The organism is Streptomyces sp. NPDC001415 (assembly GCF_053597395.1).
In genome coordinates this window covers 207,159-226,901 of the sequence record NZ_JBSFIE010000001.1, presented here as the reverse complement: position 1 = coordinate 226,901, position 19,743 = coordinate 207,159, and the positions used below count along the sequence as shown (strand labels likewise).

Annotated in this window: 15 protein-coding genes and 1 pseudogene; 9 read left to right on the top strand and 7 right to left on the bottom strand. The window is 73.0% G+C overall.

The window, feature by feature from the left end:
* The 5 genes from ACWC2B_RS00980 to ACWC2B_RS00960 all read right to left on the bottom strand — a co-directional run bounded on the left by ACWC2B_RS00980 (window position 1) and on the right by ACWC2B_RS00960 (window position 6,161).
* Window positions 1–1,692, bottom strand: a complete 1,692-nt coding sequence (locus ACWC2B_RS00980; RefSeq protein ID WP_450714303.1) for an ABC transporter ATP-binding protein — start codon at window positions 1,690–1,692, stop codon at window positions 1–3.
* The gene (locus tag ACWC2B_RS00975) at window positions 1,689–2,909 is read right to left on the bottom strand and encodes an energy-coupling factor transporter transmembrane component T (RefSeq protein WP_450714302.1); all 1,221 of its coding nucleotides are present in this window, start codon (window positions 2,907–2,909) and stop codon (window positions 1,689–1,691) included. Before ACWC2B_RS00975 ends, ACWC2B_RS00980 begins: the two co-directional genes overlap by 4 nt.
* A 7-nt stretch (window positions 2,910–2,916) precedes the next feature.
* Complete coding sequence (locus tag ACWC2B_RS00970; protein ID WP_450714301.1) at window positions 2,917–3,588, bottom strand: SCO2322 family protein; 672 nt, start codon at window positions 3,586–3,588, stop codon at window positions 2,917–2,919.
* Complete coding sequence (locus ACWC2B_RS00965; protein ID WP_450714300.1) at window positions 3,588–4,814, bottom strand: prenyltransferase/squalene oxidase repeat-containing protein; 1,227 nt, start codon at window positions 4,812–4,814, stop codon at window positions 3,588–3,590. Before ACWC2B_RS00965 ends, ACWC2B_RS00970 begins: the two co-directional genes overlap by 1 nt.
* A gap of 291 nt (window positions 4,815–5,105) precedes the next feature.
* A complete protein-coding gene (locus tag ACWC2B_RS00960; RefSeq protein ID WP_450714299.1) occupies window positions 5,106–6,161 on the bottom strand; it encodes an MBL fold metallo-hydrolase in 1,056 nt (351 codons plus the stop codon).
* 256 nt (window positions 6,162–6,417) lie between these two features.
* On the opposite strand from ACWC2B_RS00960, the gene ACWC2B_RS00955 reads away from it, so the two are divergent.
* The 6 genes and pseudogenes from ACWC2B_RS00955 to ACWC2B_RS00930 form a co-directional block, all read left to right on the top strand.
* Entirely contained in the window at window positions 6,418–7,878 is a 1,461-nt protein-coding gene (locus ACWC2B_RS00955; protein ID WP_450714298.1) for an aldehyde dehydrogenase, read from the top strand.
* A complete protein-coding gene (locus ACWC2B_RS00950) occupies window positions 7,878–8,111 on the top strand; it encodes a ferredoxin (RefSeq protein ID WP_450714297.1) in 234 nt (77 codons plus the stop codon). The genes ACWC2B_RS00955 and ACWC2B_RS00950 overlap by 1 nt, the downstream gene beginning before the upstream one ends.
* Before the next feature lie 228 nt (window positions 8,112–8,339).
* A complete protein-coding gene (lanKC, locus tag ACWC2B_RS00945; protein ID WP_450714296.1) occupies window positions 8,340–10,991 on the top strand; it encodes a class III lanthionine synthetase LanKC in 2,652 nt (883 codons plus the stop codon).
* A gap of 55 nt (window positions 10,992–11,046) precedes the next feature.
* Window positions 11,047–11,190 carry a SapB/AmfS family lanthipeptide gene (locus ACWC2B_RS00940; protein ID WP_189960903.1) on the top strand — a complete coding sequence of 48 codons (144 nt, stop codon included), beginning with the start codon at window positions 11,047–11,049 and terminating at the stop codon, window positions 11,188–11,190.
* 88 nt (window positions 11,191–11,278) lie between these two features.
* Window positions 11,279–12,934 (top strand): ATP-binding cassette domain-containing protein, encoded by a 1,656-nt coding sequence (locus ACWC2B_RS00935; protein WP_450714295.1) that lies wholly within the window; start codon window positions 11,279–11,281, stop codon window positions 12,932–12,934.
* Window positions 12,928–14,268: pseudogene (locus tag ACWC2B_RS00930) on the top strand (ATP-binding cassette domain-containing protein); the annotation flags it as partial. The gene ACWC2B_RS00935 and the pseudogene ACWC2B_RS00930, both read left to right, overlap by 7 nt.
* Before the next feature lie 261 nt (window positions 14,269–14,529).
* On the opposite strand, the gene ACWC2B_RS00925 reads toward ACWC2B_RS00930, so the two are convergent.
* Both ACWC2B_RS00925 and ACWC2B_RS00920 read right to left on the bottom strand, forming a co-directional pair.
* Window positions 14,530–15,138 carry a response regulator transcription factor gene (locus ACWC2B_RS00925; RefSeq protein ID WP_450714294.1) on the bottom strand — a complete coding sequence of 203 codons (609 nt, stop codon included), beginning with the start codon at window positions 15,136–15,138 and terminating at the stop codon, window positions 14,530–14,532.
* A 392-nt stretch (window positions 15,139–15,530) separates the two neighbouring features.
* Entirely contained in the window at window positions 15,531–16,148 is a 618-nt protein-coding gene (locus tag ACWC2B_RS00920; RefSeq protein ID WP_450714293.1) for a TetR family transcriptional regulator, read from the bottom strand.
* Window positions 16,149–16,383: 235 nt separating this feature from the next.
* On the opposite strand from ACWC2B_RS00920, the gene ACWC2B_RS00915 reads away from it, so the two are divergent.
* The 3 genes from ACWC2B_RS00915 to ACWC2B_RS00905 all read left to right on the top strand — a co-directional run bounded on the left by ACWC2B_RS00915 (window position 16,384) and on the right by ACWC2B_RS00905 (window position 19,691).
* Window positions 16,384–17,706 (top strand): glycosyltransferase family 4 protein, encoded by a 1,323-nt coding sequence (locus ACWC2B_RS00915; RefSeq protein WP_450714292.1) that lies wholly within the window; start codon window positions 16,384–16,386, stop codon window positions 17,704–17,706.
* Window positions 17,707–17,862: 156 nt separating this feature from the next.
* Entirely contained in the window at window positions 17,863–18,618 is a 756-nt protein-coding gene (locus tag ACWC2B_RS00910) for a class I SAM-dependent methyltransferase (protein ID WP_450714291.1), read from the top strand.
* On the top strand, window positions 18,615–19,691 hold the full coding sequence (locus ACWC2B_RS00905; protein WP_450714290.1) for a prenyltransferase: 1,077 nt from the start codon (window positions 18,615–18,617) through the stop codon (window positions 19,689–19,691). The genes ACWC2B_RS00910 and ACWC2B_RS00905 overlap by 4 nt, the downstream gene beginning before the upstream one ends.
* Window positions 19,692–19,743: the final 52 nt, after the last annotated feature.

The following is a 19,743-nucleotide window of genomic DNA, read 5'->3' as shown; positions in this document are numbered from 1 at the left end:
TCACGACAGGGCCTCGCGTACCTGCGGGACGGTGAGCCAGTGCTGCGGGGCGAGGATCTTGGCGACCTGCGGGGCGAAGGCGGGGGACGAGACGACCACCTCGGCGGTCGGGCCGTCCGCCACGACCTCACCGCCCGCGAGGATCACGACACGGTGGGCGAGCTCTGCGGCCAGCTCCACGTCATGGGTCGCGAGCACGATGGCGTGGCCCTCGGCGGCGAGCGCCCGCAGCACCTCGACCAGGCGGGCCTTCGCCGCGTAGTCGAGGCCGCGGGTCGGCTCGTCCAGGAGCAGCAGGGGCGGGCGGCCGGTCAGGACGATCGCCAGCGCGAGGGCCAGGCGCTGGCCCTCGGAGAGGTCACGGGGATGCGTGTCGTCCCGTACGCCCGGGAGCAGCGCTGTCACCAGGTCCCGGCAGCTTCCGGGGGTGGCCCCGGCGTCCTCGTCCGCGGCGGCGCACTCCGCGGCGACGGTGTCCGCGTACAGCAGGTCCCGAGGCTCCTGCGGTACGAGGCCGACCTCGCGGATCAGTTCCCTCGGCGGGGTGCGGTGGGGGGTGCGGCCGCCGACGGTGACCGTGCCTGTCGTGGGCTCGATCATCCCGATCAGGGTGCCCAGCAGAGTGGACTTTCCGGCCCCGTTGCGGCCCATGAGGGCGATGGTCTCGCCCGGGGTGACGGTCAGGTCCACGTGGCGCAGGGCTTCCACGCGGCCTCGGCGTACGCCCAGGGCGGCGGCGGTTGCGAGGGTGGGGGCGCGGGGGCCCTCCGGGGGGCGGCGGAAAAGGGTGGCCAGGGTTCGCCTTGCGGTGGCGGGCCGGGCGCGGCTTTCGGCCCCGGGCCGGTGGGGGTGCGCCTGCGGGGGGCGCGGGGTGTGTGTAGCCAGTTGGTCGCGCAGTGCGCCCGCCCTTCGGCGAGCGTCTCGTACCGACAGGGGGAGCGGGGTCCAGCCCGCCAGGTGGCCCAGGGCCACCACCGGGGGGTGGACCGGGGAGATCTGCATGATGTCCGCCGGGGGGCCCATCACCGGGGCGGCACCGGGAGCGGGCAGCAGGATCACCTGGTCCGCGTACTGGACCACCCTTTCCAAGCGGTGTTCGGCCAGCAGGACCGTCGTGCCCAGGTCGTGGACCAGGCGCTGGAGGACGGAGAGGACGTCCTCCGCCGCGGCGGGATCAAGGGCCGAGGTCGGCTCGTCCAGGACCAGGACCTTCGGGTGCGGGGTGAGGACCGAGCCGATCGCGACGCGCTGCTGCTGGCCACCGGAGAGGGTGGCGATGGGGCGGTCGCGCAGTTCCGCCAGGCCGAGCAGGTCCAGGGTCTCCTCGACCCGGCGGCGCATCACGGCGGGGGCGAGGCCCAACGACTCCATTCCGTAAGCGAGTTCGTCCTCGACCGTGTCGGTGACGAAGTGGGCGAGCGGGTCCTGGCCCACCGTGCCGACCAGATCGGCGAGTTCGCGGGGCTTGTGGGTGCGGGTGTCGCGGCCGTCGACCGTGACCCGGCCGCGCAGGGTGCCGCCGGTGAAGTGCGGGACGAGCCCGGAGACCGTACCGAGCAGCGTCGACTTCCCGACCCCCGACGGGCCGACCAGGAGGACCAACTCCCCTTCTGGAATGGTGAGTTCTACACCTCGTACGGTCGGCTCCTCGGCGGAGTCGTACGTGACCGACACGTTCTCGAACCGGATCACGGGGACTCCTTAGGTGGAACGGGTGCGACGAACGCCGGGAGCAGGCCGGCGAGCAGCGACAGCGCGGGCCACAGCGGCAGGCTCGGCGCGGTCAGCGGGACGACTCCGAGGGTGAGGGCCTCCGGAGCGTACGTACCCGCCCAGAGCATCAGTGCCGCGACCGCCGCGCCGGAACCGGCCACCAGCCAGGACCTGATGCCCCAGCGGTCGGGGCGGTAGCGGGTACGGATCTGGCGGCGGCCGCCGAGGCGGAGCCCGGCGAGGGAGGCGAGCAGGCCGCAGGCGAGGACGGGAAGGCCGTATCCGGCGCCTTCGGAGGCGAGCAGTCCGTACGTTCCCGCGCAGACTCCCAGGAGCCCGCCGAGGGTGAGGACGGTGGTGGTGAGGCGTACGGGGGCGGGGACCTGGGCGGTGCGGCCGTAGCCGCGCGCGTCCATCGAGGCGGCCACGGCGACCGAACGCTCCAGGGCGCCTTCGAGTACCGGCAGGCCGATCTGGGCGATCGCCCTGATGCCGCCGGTGGGACGACCGCGCAGCCGCCGTGCGGTACGCAGCCGTACGACGTCGGCGACCATGTTCGGCGCGAACGTCATCGCGACGACGACCGCGACCCCGGCCTCGTACAGGGCGCCCGGCAGGGACTTGAGGAGGCGGGCGGGGTTGGCGAGGGCGTTCGCCGCGCCCACGCAGATCAGCAGGGTGGCCAGCCTGGCACCGTCGTACAGGGCGAACAGCATGCCCTCCGCCGTGACCCGGCCGCCGATGCGGATGCCCTTCGCCCAGTCGGGGAGGGGGAGTTCGGGGAGCGTGAGCAGGGTGTGGCTGCCGGGGATCGGGGAGCCGAGGACCAGGTTGAAGGCGAGGCGGATGCCGACGACGAACAGGCCGATCCTGATGAACGCGGTGTACGAGCGGGCCCAGGGGGCGTCGGTCTTGCGGGCGGCTACGACGTAGCCGGCGACGCCGACCAGCAGGCCGAGCATCAGGGGGTTGTTCGTCCTCGACGCGGCTGTGGCGAGGCCCAGCGCCCAGAGCCACCAGGCGCCGGGGTGCACGGCGTTGCTCCGGCTCGCTTCCGGGGCGGCCAGCCTCCGGGCCGAGGTTCGGGGGTCGGCCCCGGCGCGCCCCAGGGTGCGATCCTCGGCCCCGGGCCGGGGGGTGCGGGGTTCGGCCGGGGGCGGGGTCGGGGTCGGCGGGAGGGGCTTCTCGTCGGGCATCCCGGAGTCAGTTCTTACGGCTCTTACGGCGGCGGGATTGCCAGACCGCTGCCGCGCCCAGGGCCACGACCGCTGCCACTCCGGCCAGGAGGCCTACCGAGGGGCCGCTGCTGTTCCCGGACTTCCCGGACTTCGCGGGCTCGGCCCTGGGCGTCGACGGGTCGGCCACCTGTTCGCCGCAGCCCGTGCGCGGGTAGTCGGCGATCGCGCACAGCAGGGCCGCACTGTTGTAGCGGAGCGGCTTGGCCGCCGCGGCCAGGGCGTCTGCGCTGGTGGCGTCCGGGGACACCTGGGCGCAGGCGGTGCGCGGGGCGGGCGGGGTTTCGCCCTGGGGGGCGTCCTGTGGCGTACCGAAGTCGATGACCAGCGCGACCCGCTTCGTGCCGTCCTTGGTCGGCGTCGCACCGCACACCGCCTCGAAGGACGGCGTCGTACGGGGCTGGGACGCGTCCTTGGAGTCCGCGCTGACCGCGAAGCGGAAGCCCTGGACCGCGCCGTCGCCGGGGTGTGCGGACGCCGGGCCCTGGGTGGCGTACGTCCAGTTGGCGCCGGTCAGGTCCCAGAACGACCAGTACCGGTACCCGGCCGCCTGCGCCGACCCCGTACCGGCGGCCAGCGCCACCAGGGCGAGGAGCGGGGCGAGGATCAGGGCCGCGAACGGAGCGAGTCGCGTACGCATCAGAGCTGCTGGTTCTTCTTGCGGCCGCTGAGCAGGAAGCCGACGCCGATACCGGCCACCAGGCAGACGCCGACGAACCACCAGACGGAGATTCCGTCGTTCTTCTTTTCCTTGGAATCCGAGGCGGGGGCCGATGACGGGGCCGCCTGGGGGGCCGGGCCCGTGGCGTTCAGGGCCTTGACCAGGTCCACACCGCCGAAGTTCTTCGGGTCGGCGCCGGTCGCGTCGGCGGCGAAGACGAGCTGGGCGTAGGCGGCCGGGCCGTTCTCCTTGGCCCAGGCGGCGGCGTTCTTCGACAGCCAGTCGGCGGAGGCCTTGGCCTGCTGGGCCATGCCGTCGGCGGCGAGCGCGACGACCGCGTCCGCGGTGTTGCCGAAGTCGGGCTGGTCGGTGGCGCCCGGCATCGCGGACTTCAGGAACCCGGTCGGGGCCAGGGTCTTCGCGAGGTAGGCGGCGCCGTTGTGCGCGGCCTGCTCGGGGGTGGTGGCCTTCTCGCAGGCGGTGCCCTTGCTGTCGGCCCGGCCCGCGGTGGCGGCGAGGCCCTTGCCGAGCGAGCCGGTCACGGCGGCGGCACTCGCATCGGCGTTGGCGTACAGCTTCTGCGTCTTCGGGTCCGGCTGGAAGGCGAAGGCGCCCGGGCCGGTGGGGTCGTCGCAGGGCAGCGCGAACGTGAGCAGCGCGTCGAAGGGGGACTTGCCGCCCTTGGCCGACTTCACCTCGGCGGGCTTCTCGCCCGCGGCGGCGAGCGCGCCGATCACGATGCCGGTGGAATTGGCGTCGCTGCCGCCCATGCCCGGGGTGTACGGCCAGCCGCCGTCGTCCTGCTGCACCGACTTCAGCCAGGTGATGCCCTTCTTGACGGCATCGGTGTGACCGCCGACCGCGACGAACGCCTGCACGGCGGCCGAGGTGGCGTTGGTGTCCAGTTTGGTCGCGTCACACGCCTTCGTGGTGTCCGCGCGGAACGACATGAAGGAGCCGTCGGCGCACTGCTGTCCCGCGAGCCAGGCGACGGCCTGCTCGGCGGGCTTCACATTGGCCTTCTCCTGGGCGAGGAAGGCGAGGGACTGCCGGAAGACGCCGTCGTACTGGGGGTCCTTCGTGCCGTACAGGCCCGGCGGGACCGCCGCGGGGGACGGCGTGCCGTCGGCGAATGCCGCCGGGGCGGCACCGCCCAGGACGGCGGTGGCGGCGGCGAGCGCTGCGGCGCAGCGGCGTACGGTCATGGCGGGCGGTGCCTCTCCTGCGGGGGGAGCGCGGGCACGGGCGCGCTGGCACCCGGCTCCGGCTCCGTATGCCTCGACGGTGCCGGTCACCTGCGGTGTGCGGGTGACGTGTGAGCCGGTCATGCGGTGACGGGGCATTCCGGCTTGCCACGGGTGGCTTCACGGATTGGGGTCTCCCCTGCTCGAACGGAGCCGAGAGCTTGGGGAAGGGTCAGCGCCGGAATTGCACCGGCTTCCCCCCGTACGGGCATGACGACGACGCGACCACCCTACCGGGTGGGGGACAGCCCCCTAAACCGCCCGGTACCGCACCACCCCGCCCCCCACCACCCGCTCCGCCCGCCCCAACTTCTCCAGCCGCCGCACATGCGCCTCCGCCTCGGACACCGCGATCGTGCGCGACCCGTACGGGATCTGGGACCACGGCCGGTTCCACTCCATGCGTTCCGCGAGTTGCCAGGGGGTGAGCGGGGTGGAGAGGAGGGCCAGCAGACCCGTCAGGCGGTCCTCGTGGTGGGACAGCAACTCCCTTACCCGCGCGCCCGGTTCGGTGAAGGCGTGCTGGTGCGCCGGGAGCACCTCGGCGACCCCGAGGCGGCCGATGCGTTCGAGGGAGTCGAGATAGTCGCCGAGGGGGTCGGTCCCGCCCGCGTCGTCGGGGTCCTCGTACAGGCCGATGTGCGGGGTGATGCCGGGCAGGAGGTGGTCGCCGCTGAACAGGCGGCCGTTTCCGGGGAGTCGGGTGGGGTGCGCCTCCTCCAGGTGGAGGCAGACGTGGCCCGGCGTGTGTCCCGGCGTCCAGATCGCGCGGAGCCGGCGACCGGCGAGGGGCAGCAGGTCGCCGGGCACGATCTCGCGGTCGGGCAGCGCGGCCCGCAGCCCGGGCAGGGTCCGCGTGCGGCCCGAGGCGCGGGCCTCGCGCAGCGGGGCGATGTGTTCCTCGGGCGCGCCGACCGCGGCCAGCTTGGTGCACAAGTAGTCCAGCCAGGTGCCCGGTTGGGCCTCGCGGGTGCGGCGTACGACCGCGGCGTCGGCGGCGTGCATCGCGATCCACGCGCCGGAGGCCTCCCTGACCTGGCCGGAGAGCCCGTGGTGGTCGGGGTGGTGGTGGGTGATGACCACGCCGTGGACGGCCGAGACGTCCGTGCCGAGGGCGTGAAGGCCGGCGGCCAGGGTGTCCCAGGAGGCCGGGTCGTCCCACCCGGTGTCGACAAGGACCGGGCCCCGGTCGGTGTCGACGAGGTGGACCAGGGTGTGGCCCAGCGGATTGTCCGGGATCGGCACCTTGATGGAGTGGACGCCGCCACCGTGGTCGGTCACCTGAGGCGCGGCTGGCTCCTGCGGCATGGAGTCCTCGTCTCTCCGGGAGTCCCGCTGGGCGCACGGAATCCCTCTGGGTGCACGCCCGGTGGCACGCTTCCCGGCCACTATAGCCATCGAACTAGAACCGGTTTCAATAGTCGCCCGAGTGATCCAAGCCGGCGAGGCTCAACCCGCCCACCCCGCCCCCGCCCACCCCGTGGACTCCTGGAACTAGAACTGGTATCAGTTCTGAAACGAAGTCAGGCAGCCGTCAGGAAAAGCCCCGCAGGAGGCACCAGGCATGACCGAGCTCGTGGAACACGGACAGCTTTTCATCGGCGGGGAGTTGACCGACCCCCTCGGCTCCGACGTCATCGAGGTGATCTCACCCCATACCGAGCAGGTCATCGGTCGCGTCCCGCACGCCTCCCGGGCGGATGTGGACCGGGCCGTCGCCGTCGCGCGCAGGGCCTTCGACGAGGGGCCCTGGGCGCGGGCCACGCCCGAGGAGCGCATCGAGGTCGTGTCGCGGATCAAGGACGCCATCCTGGTCCGGCACGAGGAGATCGCCAGGTCGATCAGCTCGCAGAACGGCTCCCCCTACTCCTGGAGCGTGCTCGCGCAGGCGCTCGGCGCGATGATGGTGTGGGACTACGCCATCACCGTCGCCCGCCAATTCCCTTACGAGGAACGGCGGTCCGGGGCGCTCGGTCCCATCCTGGTGCGGCGCGAACCCGTGGGCGTCGTGGCGGCCGTGGTGCCGTGGAACGTCCCCCAGTTCGTGGCCGCCGCCAAGCTCGGGCCCGCGCTGCTCACCGGCTGCTCGGTGATCCTCAAGCCGTCCCCCGAGACGCCCCTCGACTCGTACATCCTCGGCGAGATGGCCGCCGAGGCCGGACTCCCGGAGGGCGTGCTCTCCATCCTGCCCGCGGACCGCGAGGTCAGCGAGTACCTCGTCGGGCACCCCGGTATCGACAAGGTGTCCTTCACCGGCTCCGTCGCGGCCGGCAAGCGCGTGATGGAGGTCGCCGCGCGCAATCTCACCCGGGTCACCCTGGAGCTCGGCGGCAAGTCGGCCGCGGTGATCCTGCCGGACGCGGACCTCGCGGCGACCGTCGCGGGTGTCGTCCCGGCCGCCTGGATGAACAACGGCCAGGCGTGCGTGGCCCAGACCCGCATCCTGGCGCCGCGGAGCCGCTACGACGAGATCGCCGAGGCGCTGGCGGCCGCCGCGGGCGCGCTGGTCGTCGGGGATCCGCTGGACACCGCGACCCAGGTCGGGCCGCTGGTCGCCAAGCGGCAGCAGCAGCGCTCGCTCGACTACATCCGGATCGGTCAGGAGGAAGGCGCCAAGATCCTCACCGGCGGCGGCCGTCCGGCCGGGTTCGACCGGGGCTGGTACGTCGAGCCGACCCTCTTCGGCGGGGTCGACAACTCGATGCGCATCGCCCGCGAGGAGATCTTCGGCCCGGTCATCTGCCTGCTGCCGTACGGGGACGAGGCCGAGGCGCTCAGGATCGCCAACGACTCCGAGTACGGGCTCAGCGGCAGCGTGTGGACCGGCGATGTCGAGCACGGGATCGACTTCGGGCGGAAGGTGCGTACGGGCACTTTCAACGTCAACACCTTCAGCCTGGACATGCTCGGGCCGTTCGGGGGCTACAAGTCATCCGGTCTGGGGCGGGAGTTCGGGCCCGAGGGCTTCGGCGAGTACCTGGAGCACAAGATGATCCACCTGCCCGCCGGGCACGGAGGCGAGTGATGGGCGACCGCTGGCACGTCGAGGTCGACCGGAGCGTGTGCATCGGCTCCGGCATGTGCGTCAACCACGCCCCGGCCGGCTTCGAGCTCGACACCGCACGCCAGTCCCACCCGCGCACCCCCGACACCGACGCCAACGAACAGATCCTGGCCGCCGCCGAGGGCTGCCCGGTCGAGGCCATCCTGATCACCCTGCTCGACTCCCGCGAAACGGTGTTCCCGCCCGAGGAATAGCCCCCATGCGACCCGGGACGGCCTCGGAACAGTCCCGGAACCGTCCCGGAACAGCCCTGTTTGCCCCCTCCCGTTCGACCGCCTGCGAACACAGGTTGATCCATGCGTAGCGCACGGTGACCTGATGACAGGCGTGACTGTCCCCGCCCGTCGGCGGCGTGGAAAAGTCGTCCACGCCGTCGAGGGGGGAGCACCAACTCGATGTCATGACGTCGAGGGGGAGGCACCATGGACAAGCGGTACGAGGTCTTCTGTCTGGCGGACAGGTATTTCTATGAGACCCCCGACCGCTTGTCCTCCTCACGCGACACCAGCCGCACCGACACCAGCCGCGCCGACGAGAGCCGCACCGACGCCGGCCGCGCCCACGACAGTCGCCCCGACGGCAGCACCGGCGACGGCAGCCGCAACGGCCGGGTGCCGCTCTTCGAGGCCGCGCGGCGCACCGTCCCCGAGGGCTGGACGGCCCAACTCGCCGGAGACTGGCTGCACTTCAGCCCGGACGGCATACCGGGGCGCAGAGTGCGGCCGCAGCAGGGCTGGAAGATCCACGTCTCGGCCTGTCTCGACAACGCCGAGAAGACCGCGTCATACGTGTGGGACTACTGCGTCGCACGCGCCATACCCTTCAAGTTCGTCCCCGGGCGCCGGCCGCTGCACCTGCGCAACTCCAAGTACGCGGGCCGCGGCTCCAGCGGGAAGTTCGCCACGATCTACCCCGCCGACGAGGCCGAATTCCGGGTGATTCTGGAGGAGTTGGGCGCCCTGCTCGCCGGGGAGCCGGGACCGTACATCCTCAGCGATCTGCGCTGGGGCGAGGGTCCGCTCTACGTCCGCTACGGCGGATTCACCAAGCGGCACTGCGTCGACGCCAACGGCACCCTGGTCACCGCGATCGAGGACGCCGACGGGGTGCTCGTGCCCGACCGCCGCGACCCCGTCTTCCACCTGCCCGACTGGGTCGCCCTGCCGGAGTTCCTCGCGCCGCACCTCGCCGCCCGCAACGCCACCACCACCGGCGACCTGCCCTACCGCATCGAACGCGCCCTGCACTTCTCCAACGGCGGCGGCGTCTACGCCGGGACCGACACCCGCACCGGCGAGAAGGTCGTCCTCAAGGAGGCCCGGCCGCACGCCGGGCTCGCCGCGGACGGCGCCGACGCGGTGACCCGCCTGGAACGCGAGAAGGCCGCCCTCGAACAGGTCGCCGGGCTCGGCGTCGCACCCGCCGTACGCGACTGGTTCACCCTCGGCGAGCACCGCTTCCTCGTCATGGACTTCCTCGAAGGACGCACCCTCAACTCCTTCTTCGCGTACCGCCACCCGCTCATCGGCACCGAGCCGGACCCGGACGCGGTCGCCGAGTACACCCGGTGGGCGCTGCGCATCCTGAAGGCCACGGAAGACGCGGTGGCCGCCGTGCATGAGCGGGGCATCGTCTTCAACGACCTGCACATGTTCAACATCATGGTCGACCCCGACGAACAGGGCGTACGGCTCCTCGACTTCGAGGCCGCGCTGCCCGTCGACGACCACCGCGGCCAGGCCATGGCGCACCCCGGCTTCATCGCGCCCCTGGACCGCAAGGGCTTCGACGTGGACCGCTACGCGCTGGCCTGTCTGCGGCTCGCGCTGTTCGTGCCGATGACGAGCCTCCTGGTCATCGACCGGTCCAAGGCCGCCCACCTCGCCGAGATCGCCGCCTCCCAGTTCCCCGGCCTGCCCGCCGGCTACCTCGGCGAGGCGGTCCGGGTGATCGAGGGGGAGAACGCGCCGATGGCCGGCTGCGTGCCCGTGGCGCCGGGCAACTGGCCCGCGAGCCGCGACTCCATGGCGGCCGCCATCCTCGCCTCCGCGACCCCCGGGCGCGACGACCGGCTCTTCCCGGGCGACGTCGCCCAGTTCTCCGACGGCGGCGGCCTCGGCCTCGCGCACGGCGCCGCCGGAGTCCTGTACGCGCTCGCCGAGACCGGCGCCGGCCGCTACCCCGAGGGCGAGGAGTGGCTGCTCGCGCACACCGCGCCGCCGCCGTCCGGCACCCCGCTCGGCCTCTACGACGGGCTCGCCGGAGTCGCCTTCGTCCTCGACCGGCTCGGCCACACCGAACGGGCCCGCGAACTGATCGAGTCCGTCCTGGCCGAGAACTGGCGGCGCCTCGCCCCCGAACTGCACGGCGGCCTTGCCGGACTGGGCCTCGTACTGGATCAACTCGGCTTCAAGGAACAGGCGTTGGAGGTCGCCGAGCTGCTCGCCTCCCGCACCGGCGACGCCCGCCGGGCCGGGCTCCTGCACGGCGCCACCGGCCCCGCCCTGTTCCTGCTCCGCCTGTACGAGTCCACCGGCGACCCCGCGCTGCTCGACCGGGCCGCCGAGGAGCTGCGGCGCGACCTCGACCGCTGTGTGACCAACCCGGCCGGCACCCTCGTCGTCAACGACACCACGCGCACCCTGCCCTATCTCGGCGGAGGCAGCGTCGGGATCGCCGCCGTGCTCGACGACTTCCTCGCGCACCGCCCCGACGAGGCGTTCCGCGAGGCGCGGGAGCAGATCCTGCCCGCCGCCCGCTCCCGGTACTACGGCCAGTCCGGCCTGTTCAACGGGCGCGCCGGAATGGTGCTCCACCTGGCGAGGGCCGGGGCGCCGCGCGCCTGGCTCGACGAGCAGATCGACGGCCTCGCCTGGCACGCACTGCCCTACGAAGGTCAACTCGCCTTCCCCGGCGACCAGTTGATGCGGCTCTCCATGGACCTCGCGACCGGCACGGCGGGCTGCCTCCTGGCGCTCGGCGCGGCCCTCGCCGACCGGCCCGTCGGACTGCCCTTCCTGGCGCCCCCCGCCGCCCCACCGGGCGGCCCCACAGACGGCCCCACCCGGGGCTGAAGCAAACCCCGTCCCCCACGGACGGCAACGCACATCGCCGACAAAGGAGAAAGCAATGTCCCTTCTGGACCTGCAGAACCTCGACGTTGAACTCGACATCGACGAGGGCGACGGCGGCGGCCACGGCGGTCACGGCGGCGGCAGCTCGCTCAGCCTGCTCCTCTGTGACAGCGTCGCCAGCCTGACGCTCTGCCTGTAATCACCGCGTAGTTCCGGTGACGCAGTGAACGACGCGGCCCCGTCCGGCACCGCTCGCCGGCCGGGGCCGCCGCATGCGGGAGGCCGCCTTGCTGTTGCGTGAGACCGTCCGGCAGAGCGCCGGCCCCGGCACCCTGATCCTGCTGCTCAGCTGCGCGTCGGCCGGCGCCGGGCTCGCGCTGCCCGCGGCACTCGGCCGCGCCCTCGACCTGGTCCTGGCCGGACGGGGGACCGAGGCCGGGCCCTGGATCACCCTGTGTGTCGCACTCACCGTGCTCGCGGTCCTGATCGGCGCCTACGAGTCCGCCGTCACCGCGACCGCCACCGCCCGCAGCGCCGCCTGGATCCGGCGCCGGGTACTCGGCCACGTATTGGACGCGGGCACCCAACAGGCTTGTTCCGAGGGTGAGTTGGTGGCCAGGCTCACCGGCAACGCGGTCCAGGCCGCGACCGTGCCCGTGTCGATCGCGGGCACCCTCGCAGCCGTCGTCACCCCGGTCGGCGGCCTCGTCGCGCTCGCCCTCACCGACTGGCTGACCGCCCTGGTGGTGCTCGCCGGAATGCCGCTGTTCGCCCTGCTCCTGAAAGTGTTCGTCCGCGGCTCGGGCGCCAGCAGCGCCGGATATCTGCGCACCCAGGGCGAGATCGCGGGCCGCCTCCTCGAAGCGGTGCGCGGCGCCCGTACGATCGCCGCCGCCGGGCACCCCGAGCGCGACGCCGAGCGCATCCTGGCCCCGCTGCCCGAACTCTCCCGCCAGGGCCACCGCATGTGGGAGGTACTGGGCCGTTCCACCGCCCAGGCCGCGGTGCTCCTGCCGCTGCTCCAGCTCGCCGTCCTCGCGGTCGCCGGACTGCGCGTCGCACACGGCGACCTCAGCGTCGGCGGCCTCCTCGCCGCCTGGCGGTACGCGGCCCTCGCCACCGGCACCGGAGCCCTGGTCGGCATGGTCAACACCCTGACCCGCGGCCGCACCGCGACCGCCCGCCTCCAGGACATCCTGGCCGCCCCGACCACAATGTACGGGAGCGGTGAACTACCGCCTGGTGACGGTGAGTTGAGTCTTCGCGGGGTCGTGCACGGGCCCCTGCGCGGAGTCGATCTGAAGGTGCCGGGCGGGGCTGTGGTCGCCGTCGTCGGGCGCTCGGGGAGCGGCAAGTCGGCGCTCGCGGCCGTCGCGGGCCGCCTCGCCGACCCCGAATCCGGCACGGTCGCCCTCGACGGCGTGCCCCTGCCCTCCCTCGCGCGCGCCGAGCTGCGCAGGGCGGTCGGCTACGCCTTCGCCCGGCCCGTGCTGCTCGGCGGCACGGTCGGCGGCACCATCGCGTACGGGGCCGAAGACCCGGGCGAGGTCGGGGTGCGCGCCGCCGCCCGCGCCGCCTGCGCCGACGACTTCATCCGTACGATGCCCGACGGCTACGCCACGCCCTGTGCGAGCGCCCCGCTGTCCGGCGGGGAGGCCCAACGGCTCGGCCTGGCAAGGGCGTTCGCGCATCCCGGCCGGCTGCTGATCCTGGATGACGCCACCTCCAGCCTCGACTCCGCCACCGAGCTCAAGGTCTCCCAGGCACTGCTGCACGGCATCGGAACCCACCTGATCATCGCCCTGCGGGCCTCGACGGCGGCCCGCGCGGACCTCGTCGTATGGCTTGAGGAAGGACGGGTGCGCGCGGTCGCACCCCACCGGCAGCTTTACCGACTCGCCGACTACCGCGCGGTGTTCGGGGAGGTCGACGCGTCATGCTGATGAGCCTGCTGAGGCGGCGCAAACGGGTGCTGCTGCGCCTCGCCGGATGGTCGCTGCTCGAATCCGCCCAGACCTTCCTCCTCGGCTTCGCCCTCGCCCGCGCCCTCGACGACGGCTTCCTCGCGGGCCGCGCCGCCACCGGGACCGGCTGGCTCGCGGCGGCCGCCGTCGCCGTGCTCGCCGGGGCCTGGGGGACGCGCCGGGTGTACGGGGCGGTCGCCGCGTTCGTCGAGCCCGTACGGGACGAACTCGTGCGGGCGGTCGTGACGCGCGGGCTGCGCGAGGCGGACGACGCCGCGCTTTCCCGCCTGACCCAGCAGGTGGAGCTGGCCAGGGACACCCTCGCCGGGCTCGTGCTCGTCGCCCGCACTTTCGTCTTCACCGCGGCCGGCGCCCTCTTCGGCCTCTTCGCCCTCGCGCCGGTCCTGCTCCCGGTGGTCGGCGGCCCGCTGCTCGCGGGGCTCGCCCTGTTCGCCGTGACGCTCGGCCCGCTCGCCCGCCGCCAGGAGGACCTCCTCGCGGCCGACGAACGCCTTGCCGCCGAACTCGGCCTGATGTCAAGCGGGTTGAGGGACATCGAGGCGTCGGGGGCCCACGAGCGCGCGGCCGCGAGCGCCGGAGAGCGCATCGACGACGAGTACCGCGCGGCGCGCTCGCTCGCCCACTGGGGCATGGCCCGCACCTTCGCCGTCGGCATCGGCGGGCGGCTGCCCCTGGTGCTGCTCCTGGTCACCGCGCCCTGGCTGCTGCGCCACGGGGTCACCGCGGGCGGCCTGGCCGGCGCGCTCGCCTACCTCACCCAGTCGCTGCTGCCCGCCCTCCAGGCCCTGGTGCAGGGCCTCGGCACCTCGGGCGCCCGCCTCACCGTCGTACTGCGCCGGCTGACCGCGGGGGAGGAGGCGCCTCCGGCGAAGCCGCGGTGCGAGGCCGGTGCGTGGCCGGTGCGGCTGCGCGGCGTCGTCTTCGCGTACGGGCCCGGCGCCGCCCCCGTCATCGACCGGCTCGACCTGGCGGTACCGGCCGGCGAGCGGCTCGCCGTGGCCGGACCCAGCGGCATCGGCAAGTCCACCCTGCTCGGGCTGATCGCCGGGGTGCTCCGCCCGGACGCCGGAGAGGTGACCACGGGCTGCGAGCGGGTGCTCGTACCGCAGGAGGCATACGTCTTCACCGCCACCCTCCGCGAGAACCTCGGCTACTTCTGCCCCCGACTCCCTTGTGATGAGGCCCTGTCGGGGTCGGCCGAGGCGGTCGGGGCGGGGCCGCTCGTGGCGCGGCTCGGCGGGCTCGACGCCGTGCTCGACCCCGCCGCGCTGTCCGCCGCCGAGCGCCAGCTCATCGCGCTGGCGCGGGCCCACGTCTCACCCGCGCCCCTGGTGCTGCTCGACGAGGCGACCTGCCATCTGGACCCGGCCGCCGAGGCGCGCGCGGAGCGGGCGTTCACCGGACGCACCCTCGTGGTCGTCGCCCACCGCACCGGTTCGGCCCGGCGCGCGGACCGCGTACTCCTCATGGACGGGGCCCGCGCCGAACTCGGCACCCACGAGGAACTCCTGGCCCGCTCCGCGTTCTACCGCGACCTCACCGGGGCCGGCCCCTCACACCCACCCCTCCCCCTGGGAAATCCTTATCGCGTCGACCCGGTTGCGCGCGCCGGTCTTGCGGGTGATGGCGGCCATGTAGTTGCGCACGGTGCCGTTGGAAAGATGGAGCCGGTGCGCGATGTCGGAGACCGAAGCCCCTTCCGCGGCGAGTGAGAGAACGCTCAACTCCCGTCTGGTGAGCGGCATTTCAGCCGCTCTGAGGAAACTGAAGCCGAGCGAGTCGTCGACGAACCGTTTCCCCTCGGCCACCTGTCTGATGGCGAAGATCAGATGCTCGGGTGTGCCCCCCTTGTCCACATAGCCGCGCGCGTTGGCATCGGCGGCCCGTTTCAGCGGGCCCGGACGGTGTGCGTCGGCCAGCACCAGCAGTCGGCATTTGCCGGTGCCGGGGCGGCAGCCGGCGAGTTCGCCGAGTGGTGCGATTCCATAGGACTCCGAACAGTCCAGGTCGGCCGCGCAGACGTCCGGGCTCCATAATCGCGCCAGCGCCGGGGCGCCGCGCCAAGCCGCATGGTGAACCTCCAAGTCGGGTTCGCGCGCGAGGCGTTCGGCCAGTGCCGACCGCAAGAGGCACGCGTCGTGCACGAGAAGTACCCGGATCACGTTTCCAGCTCCTTCCAGGGTCACCGCTACCGGCGCCTTCGTTGGGCACGCAACGATTCTGGGCGCCGGTTACCCCTGTCATGGTCCAGGCGAACGGATCGGTGGGGGGCACTGGGGGCGCGCACCCGCGCACACGGGGCGCGCCGCGCGCTGGTGGGGCGCATGCCTTGGGGGCTGCGTCAGCCCCCCAATCCCCCTTCTGACCAGGGAGTTGAGCGCCCCTGGGCGCACACGACGGGGGAGCGCGTGGTCTCTGCGAGGCGGGCGGATTCTCGGGTGCGGGCCGGTGGGGGTTTAGACACAGGCTCTGAGCGCGCCCCGCGGCGGAGCCGCAAAATGTCACAGCCCCGCGCCCCTTGTGGGGTTGGTCCTCGGCGGAGTCGTAAGGGCGGCTACCCCTTCGGCGGGGCCGTCAGGTCGATCAACTTGCAGACCGTCTCGATGTCGATCTTCACCTGGGCGATCGACGCCCGACCCGAGAGCCAGGTGATCAGGGCCGAGTGCCAGGTGTGCTCGATGACCCGGACCGCCGAGAGCTGCTCCGGGGTCGGACGGTCGAGGCCCATCGCGTCCAGGATGATCGCCGTGGTCTGCCGCGAGACGGTGTCGACCTCGGGGCTCACGGAGCGGTCCGCGAAGGTGAGGGCCCGTACCATCGCGTCCGCGAGGTGCGGCTCGCGCTGGAGGGCGCGGAAGGCGCGCATGAGGGTTTCGGCCACCCGCTCCGCGGCGCCCTCGCCGGACGGCGGCTGCTTGCGCAGGGTGGAGTGCAGGTGCTGGAGCTGGTCCTGCATCGTGGCGACCAGAAGGTGGATCTTGGACGGGAAGTAGCGGTACAGGGTGCCGAGCGCGACTCCCGCGGCCTCGGCCACCTCGCGCATCTGGACCGCGTCGAAGCCGCCCCGGCTGGCCAGCTGGGCGCTCGCGTGGAGGATGCGACGGCGCCGGGCCTCCTGGCGTTCCGTCAGGGGAGGGGTGGCCGCGGTGGCCGCCTTGACTTCCGCTGTCATGTGTCCCGTTCCGTTTGTCCGGTTCTCTGCCACGGTGTTCGGCGGCCCAGCATGGCAGGGGCCCCGTCGTGGCGCGAATCACCTGATCCGGCTCTTACAGTCGCGCTACCTGCCGGTAGATTCGAAGCTCCTTGAGTGATCAAAGAACGCTCAAGAAGGATCAAGTCTGGAACTTGTTCTAGATTAGCGCGAGCGGTTACGCTCCGGCGAAACGCAGTGATGAAGGGGGCCGCGAGTGACCGCTGAGGCCATAGAGGCAAGCCCCCGCACCGGGGATGCCGGCCGTGAGGGCGAGCGCCCGCTGCGGATCGCGCTCCTCACCTACAAGGGGAACCCGTTCTGCGGCGGCCAGGGCGTCTACGTGCGCCACCTCTCGCGCGAGCTCGCCCGGCTCGGGCACAGCGTCGAGGTCATCGGCGCCCAGCCCTACCCCGTGCTCGACGAGGGCGTCCCGCTCACCGAGCTGGCCAGCATGGACCTCTACCGCTCGCCCGATCCGTTCCGTACGCCCAAGAAGGACGAGTACCGGGACTGGATCGACCGCCTTGAGGTCGCCACCATGCGCACCGGCGGCTTCCCCGAGCCGCTGACCTTCTCGCTGCGCGCCCGCCGCCATCTGGCCGCCCGGCGGGGCGAGTTCGACGTCGTCCACGACAACCAGACCCTCGGGTACGGGCTGCTCGGCGACGTCGGCGCGCCCCTGGTCACCACGATCCACCACCCCATCACCGTCGACCGCCGGCTCGAACTGGACGCGGCCCCCGACTGGAAGCGCCGCGCCTCCGTGCGCCGCTGGTACGGCTTCACGCGCATGCAGAAGCGGGTCGCCCGCCGACTGCCCTCCGTGCTCACCGTCTCCGGCACCTCCAAGGGCGAGATCGTCGACCACCTCGGGGTGTCCGAGGACCGCATCCGGGTCGTGCACATCGGCGCCGACACCACCCTGTGGTCACCGGACCCGGCCGTCGCCGAGGTGCCCGGCCGCATCGTGACCACCTCCAGCGCGGACGTGCCGCTCAAGGGCCTGGTCTTCCTCGTCGAAGCCCTCGCCAAGCTGCGCACCGAGTACCCCGAGGCCCACCTCGTCGTCGTCGGCAAGCGCGCCGAGGACGGCCCGGTCGCCCAGGCCATCGAGAAGTACGGGCTCGGCGGCGCCGTCGAGTTCGTCAAGGGCATCACCGACGCCGAGCTCGTCGACCTCGTACGGTCCGCGCAGATCAGCTGCGTCCCTTCGCTGTACGAGGGCTTCTCGCTGCCCGCCGCCGAGGCCATGGCCACCGGCACCCCGCTGCTCGCCACCACCGGCGGCGCCATCCCGGAGGTCGCCGGCACCGACGGCGAGACCTGCCTCGCGGTGCCGCCCGGCGACGCGGGAGCGCTGGCCGCCGGCCTCGCCCGGCTCCTCGGCGACCCGGCGCTGCGAGCCCGGCTCGGCGCGGCCGGCCGGGAGCGGGTGCTCGCCCGGTTCACCTGGCGCCAGGCGGCCCTCGGCACCGCGGACCTCTACCGCTCCGCGATCGCCGCCCAGGGCCGTTCGGCCCGGAAGGCAGCCAGGTGACCCGGAGCGCGAACCCCGGGCGCCGCGCGCCCGCCCCCCTGGGCTGCCCCGCGCCCAAGACGCCCGGCCGCACCGCGGCCCAAGGGGGTGCCTGGTGACGCGGCACCCCCGAAACCCCGGCCGACCCCATCCCCCCGTCCGCGAAAGCAGGCATCCGTGCTGACCGTCGACTTCTCCCGCTTCCCGCTCGCCCCGGGCGACCGCGTGCTCGACCTGGGCTGCGGCGCGGGCCGGCACGCCTTCGAGTGCTACCGGCGAGGCGCCCAGGTCGTGGCCCTCGACCAGAACGGCGAGGAGATCCGCGAGGTCGCCAAGTGGTTCGCCGCGATGAAGGAGGCCGGTGAGGCGCCCGAGGGGGCGACCGCCACCGCCATGGAGGGCGACGCGCTCAACCTGCCCTTCCCCGACGAGTCCTTCGACGTCGTGATCATCTCCGAGGTCATGGAGCACATCCCCGACGACAAGGGCGTACTCGCCGAGATGGTCCGCGTCCTGAAGCCCGGCGGCCGCATCGCGGTCACCGTGCCGCGGTACGGGCCCGAGAAGGTGTGCTGGGCGCTCTCCGACGCGTACCACGAGGTCGAGGGCGGCCACATCCGGATCTACAAGGCCGACGAGCTCATCGGCAAGATGAAGCAGGCCGGCCTCAAGCCGTACGGCACCCACCACGCGCACGCGCTGCACTCGCCGTACTGGTGGCTCAAGTGCGCCTTCGGCGTCGACAACGACAAGGCGCTGCCGGTGAAGGCGTACCACCAGATCCTGGTCTGGGACATCATGAAGACGCCCGGCATCAGCACCGTCACCCGGCTCGCCGAGCGGGCGCTCAACCCGATCGTCGGCAAGAGCTTCGTGGCGTACGCGACCAAGCCGCACCTGCCGTCGCTGCCGGAAGAGAGCGCCGCCAAGTGACCTCTCCGGAGCGCACCGAACACCTCGTCCTTCCCGGGGTGCTCACCGCCGGGCAGGCCGGGCAGACGGTCGCCACCCTGCTCGGCGTCCAGCGCGCCGACGGCGCCATCCCCTGGTTCCGCGGACACCACCTGGACCCCTGGGACCACACCGAGGCCGCGATGGCCCTGGACGCGGCGGGCGAACACGCCGCCGCCGAGCGCGCCTACGACTGGCTCGCCCGGCACCAGAACCAGGACGGATCCTGGTACGCCGCCTACCACGACGGCGAACACGACCGGGTCACCGACCGCGGCCGGGAGTCCAACTTCGTCGCCTACATAGCGGTCGGCGTGTGGCACCACTACCTCGCCACCGGCGACGACACGTTCCTCGACCGCATGTGGCCCACGGTCTACGCGGCCGTCGAATGGGTCCTCACCCTCCAGCAGAGCGGCGGGCAGATCGGCTGGAAGCGCGAGGAGGACGGCACGGCCGTCACCGACGCGCTGCTCACCGGCAGCTCCTCCGTCCACCACGCGCTGCGCTGCGCCCTCGCCATCGCCGAACAGCGCGAAGAGCCGCAGCCCGACTGGGAGTTGGCGGCCGGCGCGCTCGCCCACGCCGTCCGGCACCACCCCGAGCGCTTCCTCGACAAGTCCCGCTACTCCATGGACTGGTACTACCCGGTCCTCGGCGGCGCGGTCACCGGGGCCGCGGCCAAGGCCCGTATCGAATCGATGTGGGACGACTTCGTGGTGCCCGGCCTCGGGGTGCGCTGCGTGCTGCCCAACCCGTGGGTCACCGGCGGCGAGAGCTGCGAACTGGCCCTCGCGCTCTGGGCGATGGGCGAGTCCGACCGGGCCCTGGAGATCCTCCAGTCCATCCAGCACCTGCGCGACCCGGCCACCGGCATGTACTGGACGGGTTACGTCTTCGAGGGCAACCGCGCGGTGTGGCCGGAGGAGCTCACGACGTGGACGGCGGGCTCCCTGCTGCTCGCGGTCGCGGCCCTGGGCGGCGACGAGGCGACCACGGCGGTCTTCGGCGGAGACCGCCTCCCCAGGGGCCTCGCGCCTTACTGCTGCGGCTAGCCCAACCCGTACGGAGTCGCCCGAGTGGCGCAACGCGGTGGGGCGGGTGAGG

What these genes read in the sequence shown, in the direction of transcription:
- ACWC2B_RS00975 (WP_450714302.1), bottom strand. Translation starts at nt 2,909, where the DNA reads ATGCCCGACGAGAAGCCCCTCCCGCCGACCCCGACCCCGCCCCCGGCC.
- ACWC2B_RS00970 (WP_450714301.1), bottom strand. Translation starts at nt 3,588, where the DNA reads ATGCGTACGCGACTCGCTCCGTTCGCGGCCCTGATCCTCGCCCCGCTC.
- ACWC2B_RS00965 (WP_450714300.1), bottom strand. Translation starts at nt 4,814, where the DNA reads ATGACCGTACGCCGCTGCGCCGCAGCGCTCGCCGCCGCCACCGCCGTC.
- ACWC2B_RS00960 (WP_450714299.1), bottom strand. Translation starts at nt 6,161, where the DNA reads ATGCCGCAGGAGCCAGCCGCGCCTCAGGTGACCGACCACGGTGGCGGC.
- ACWC2B_RS00955 (WP_450714298.1), top strand. Translation starts at nt 6,418, where the DNA reads ATGACCGAGCTCGTGGAACACGGACAGCTTTTCATCGGCGGGGAGTTG.
- ACWC2B_RS00950 (WP_450714297.1), top strand. Translation starts at nt 7,878, where the DNA reads ATGGGCGACCGCTGGCACGTCGAGGTCGACCGGAGCGTGTGCATCGGC.
- lanKC (WP_450714296.1), top strand. Translation starts at nt 8,340, where the DNA reads ATGGACAAGCGGTACGAGGTCTTCTGTCTGGCGGACAGGTATTTCTAT.
- ACWC2B_RS00940 (WP_189960903.1), top strand. Translation starts at nt 11,047, where the DNA reads ATGTCCCTTCTGGACCTGCAGAACCTCGACGTTGAACTCGACATCGAC.
- ACWC2B_RS00920 (WP_450714293.1), bottom strand. Translation starts at nt 16,148, where the DNA reads ATGACAGCGGAAGTCAAGGCGGCCACCGCGGCCACCCCTCCCCTGACG.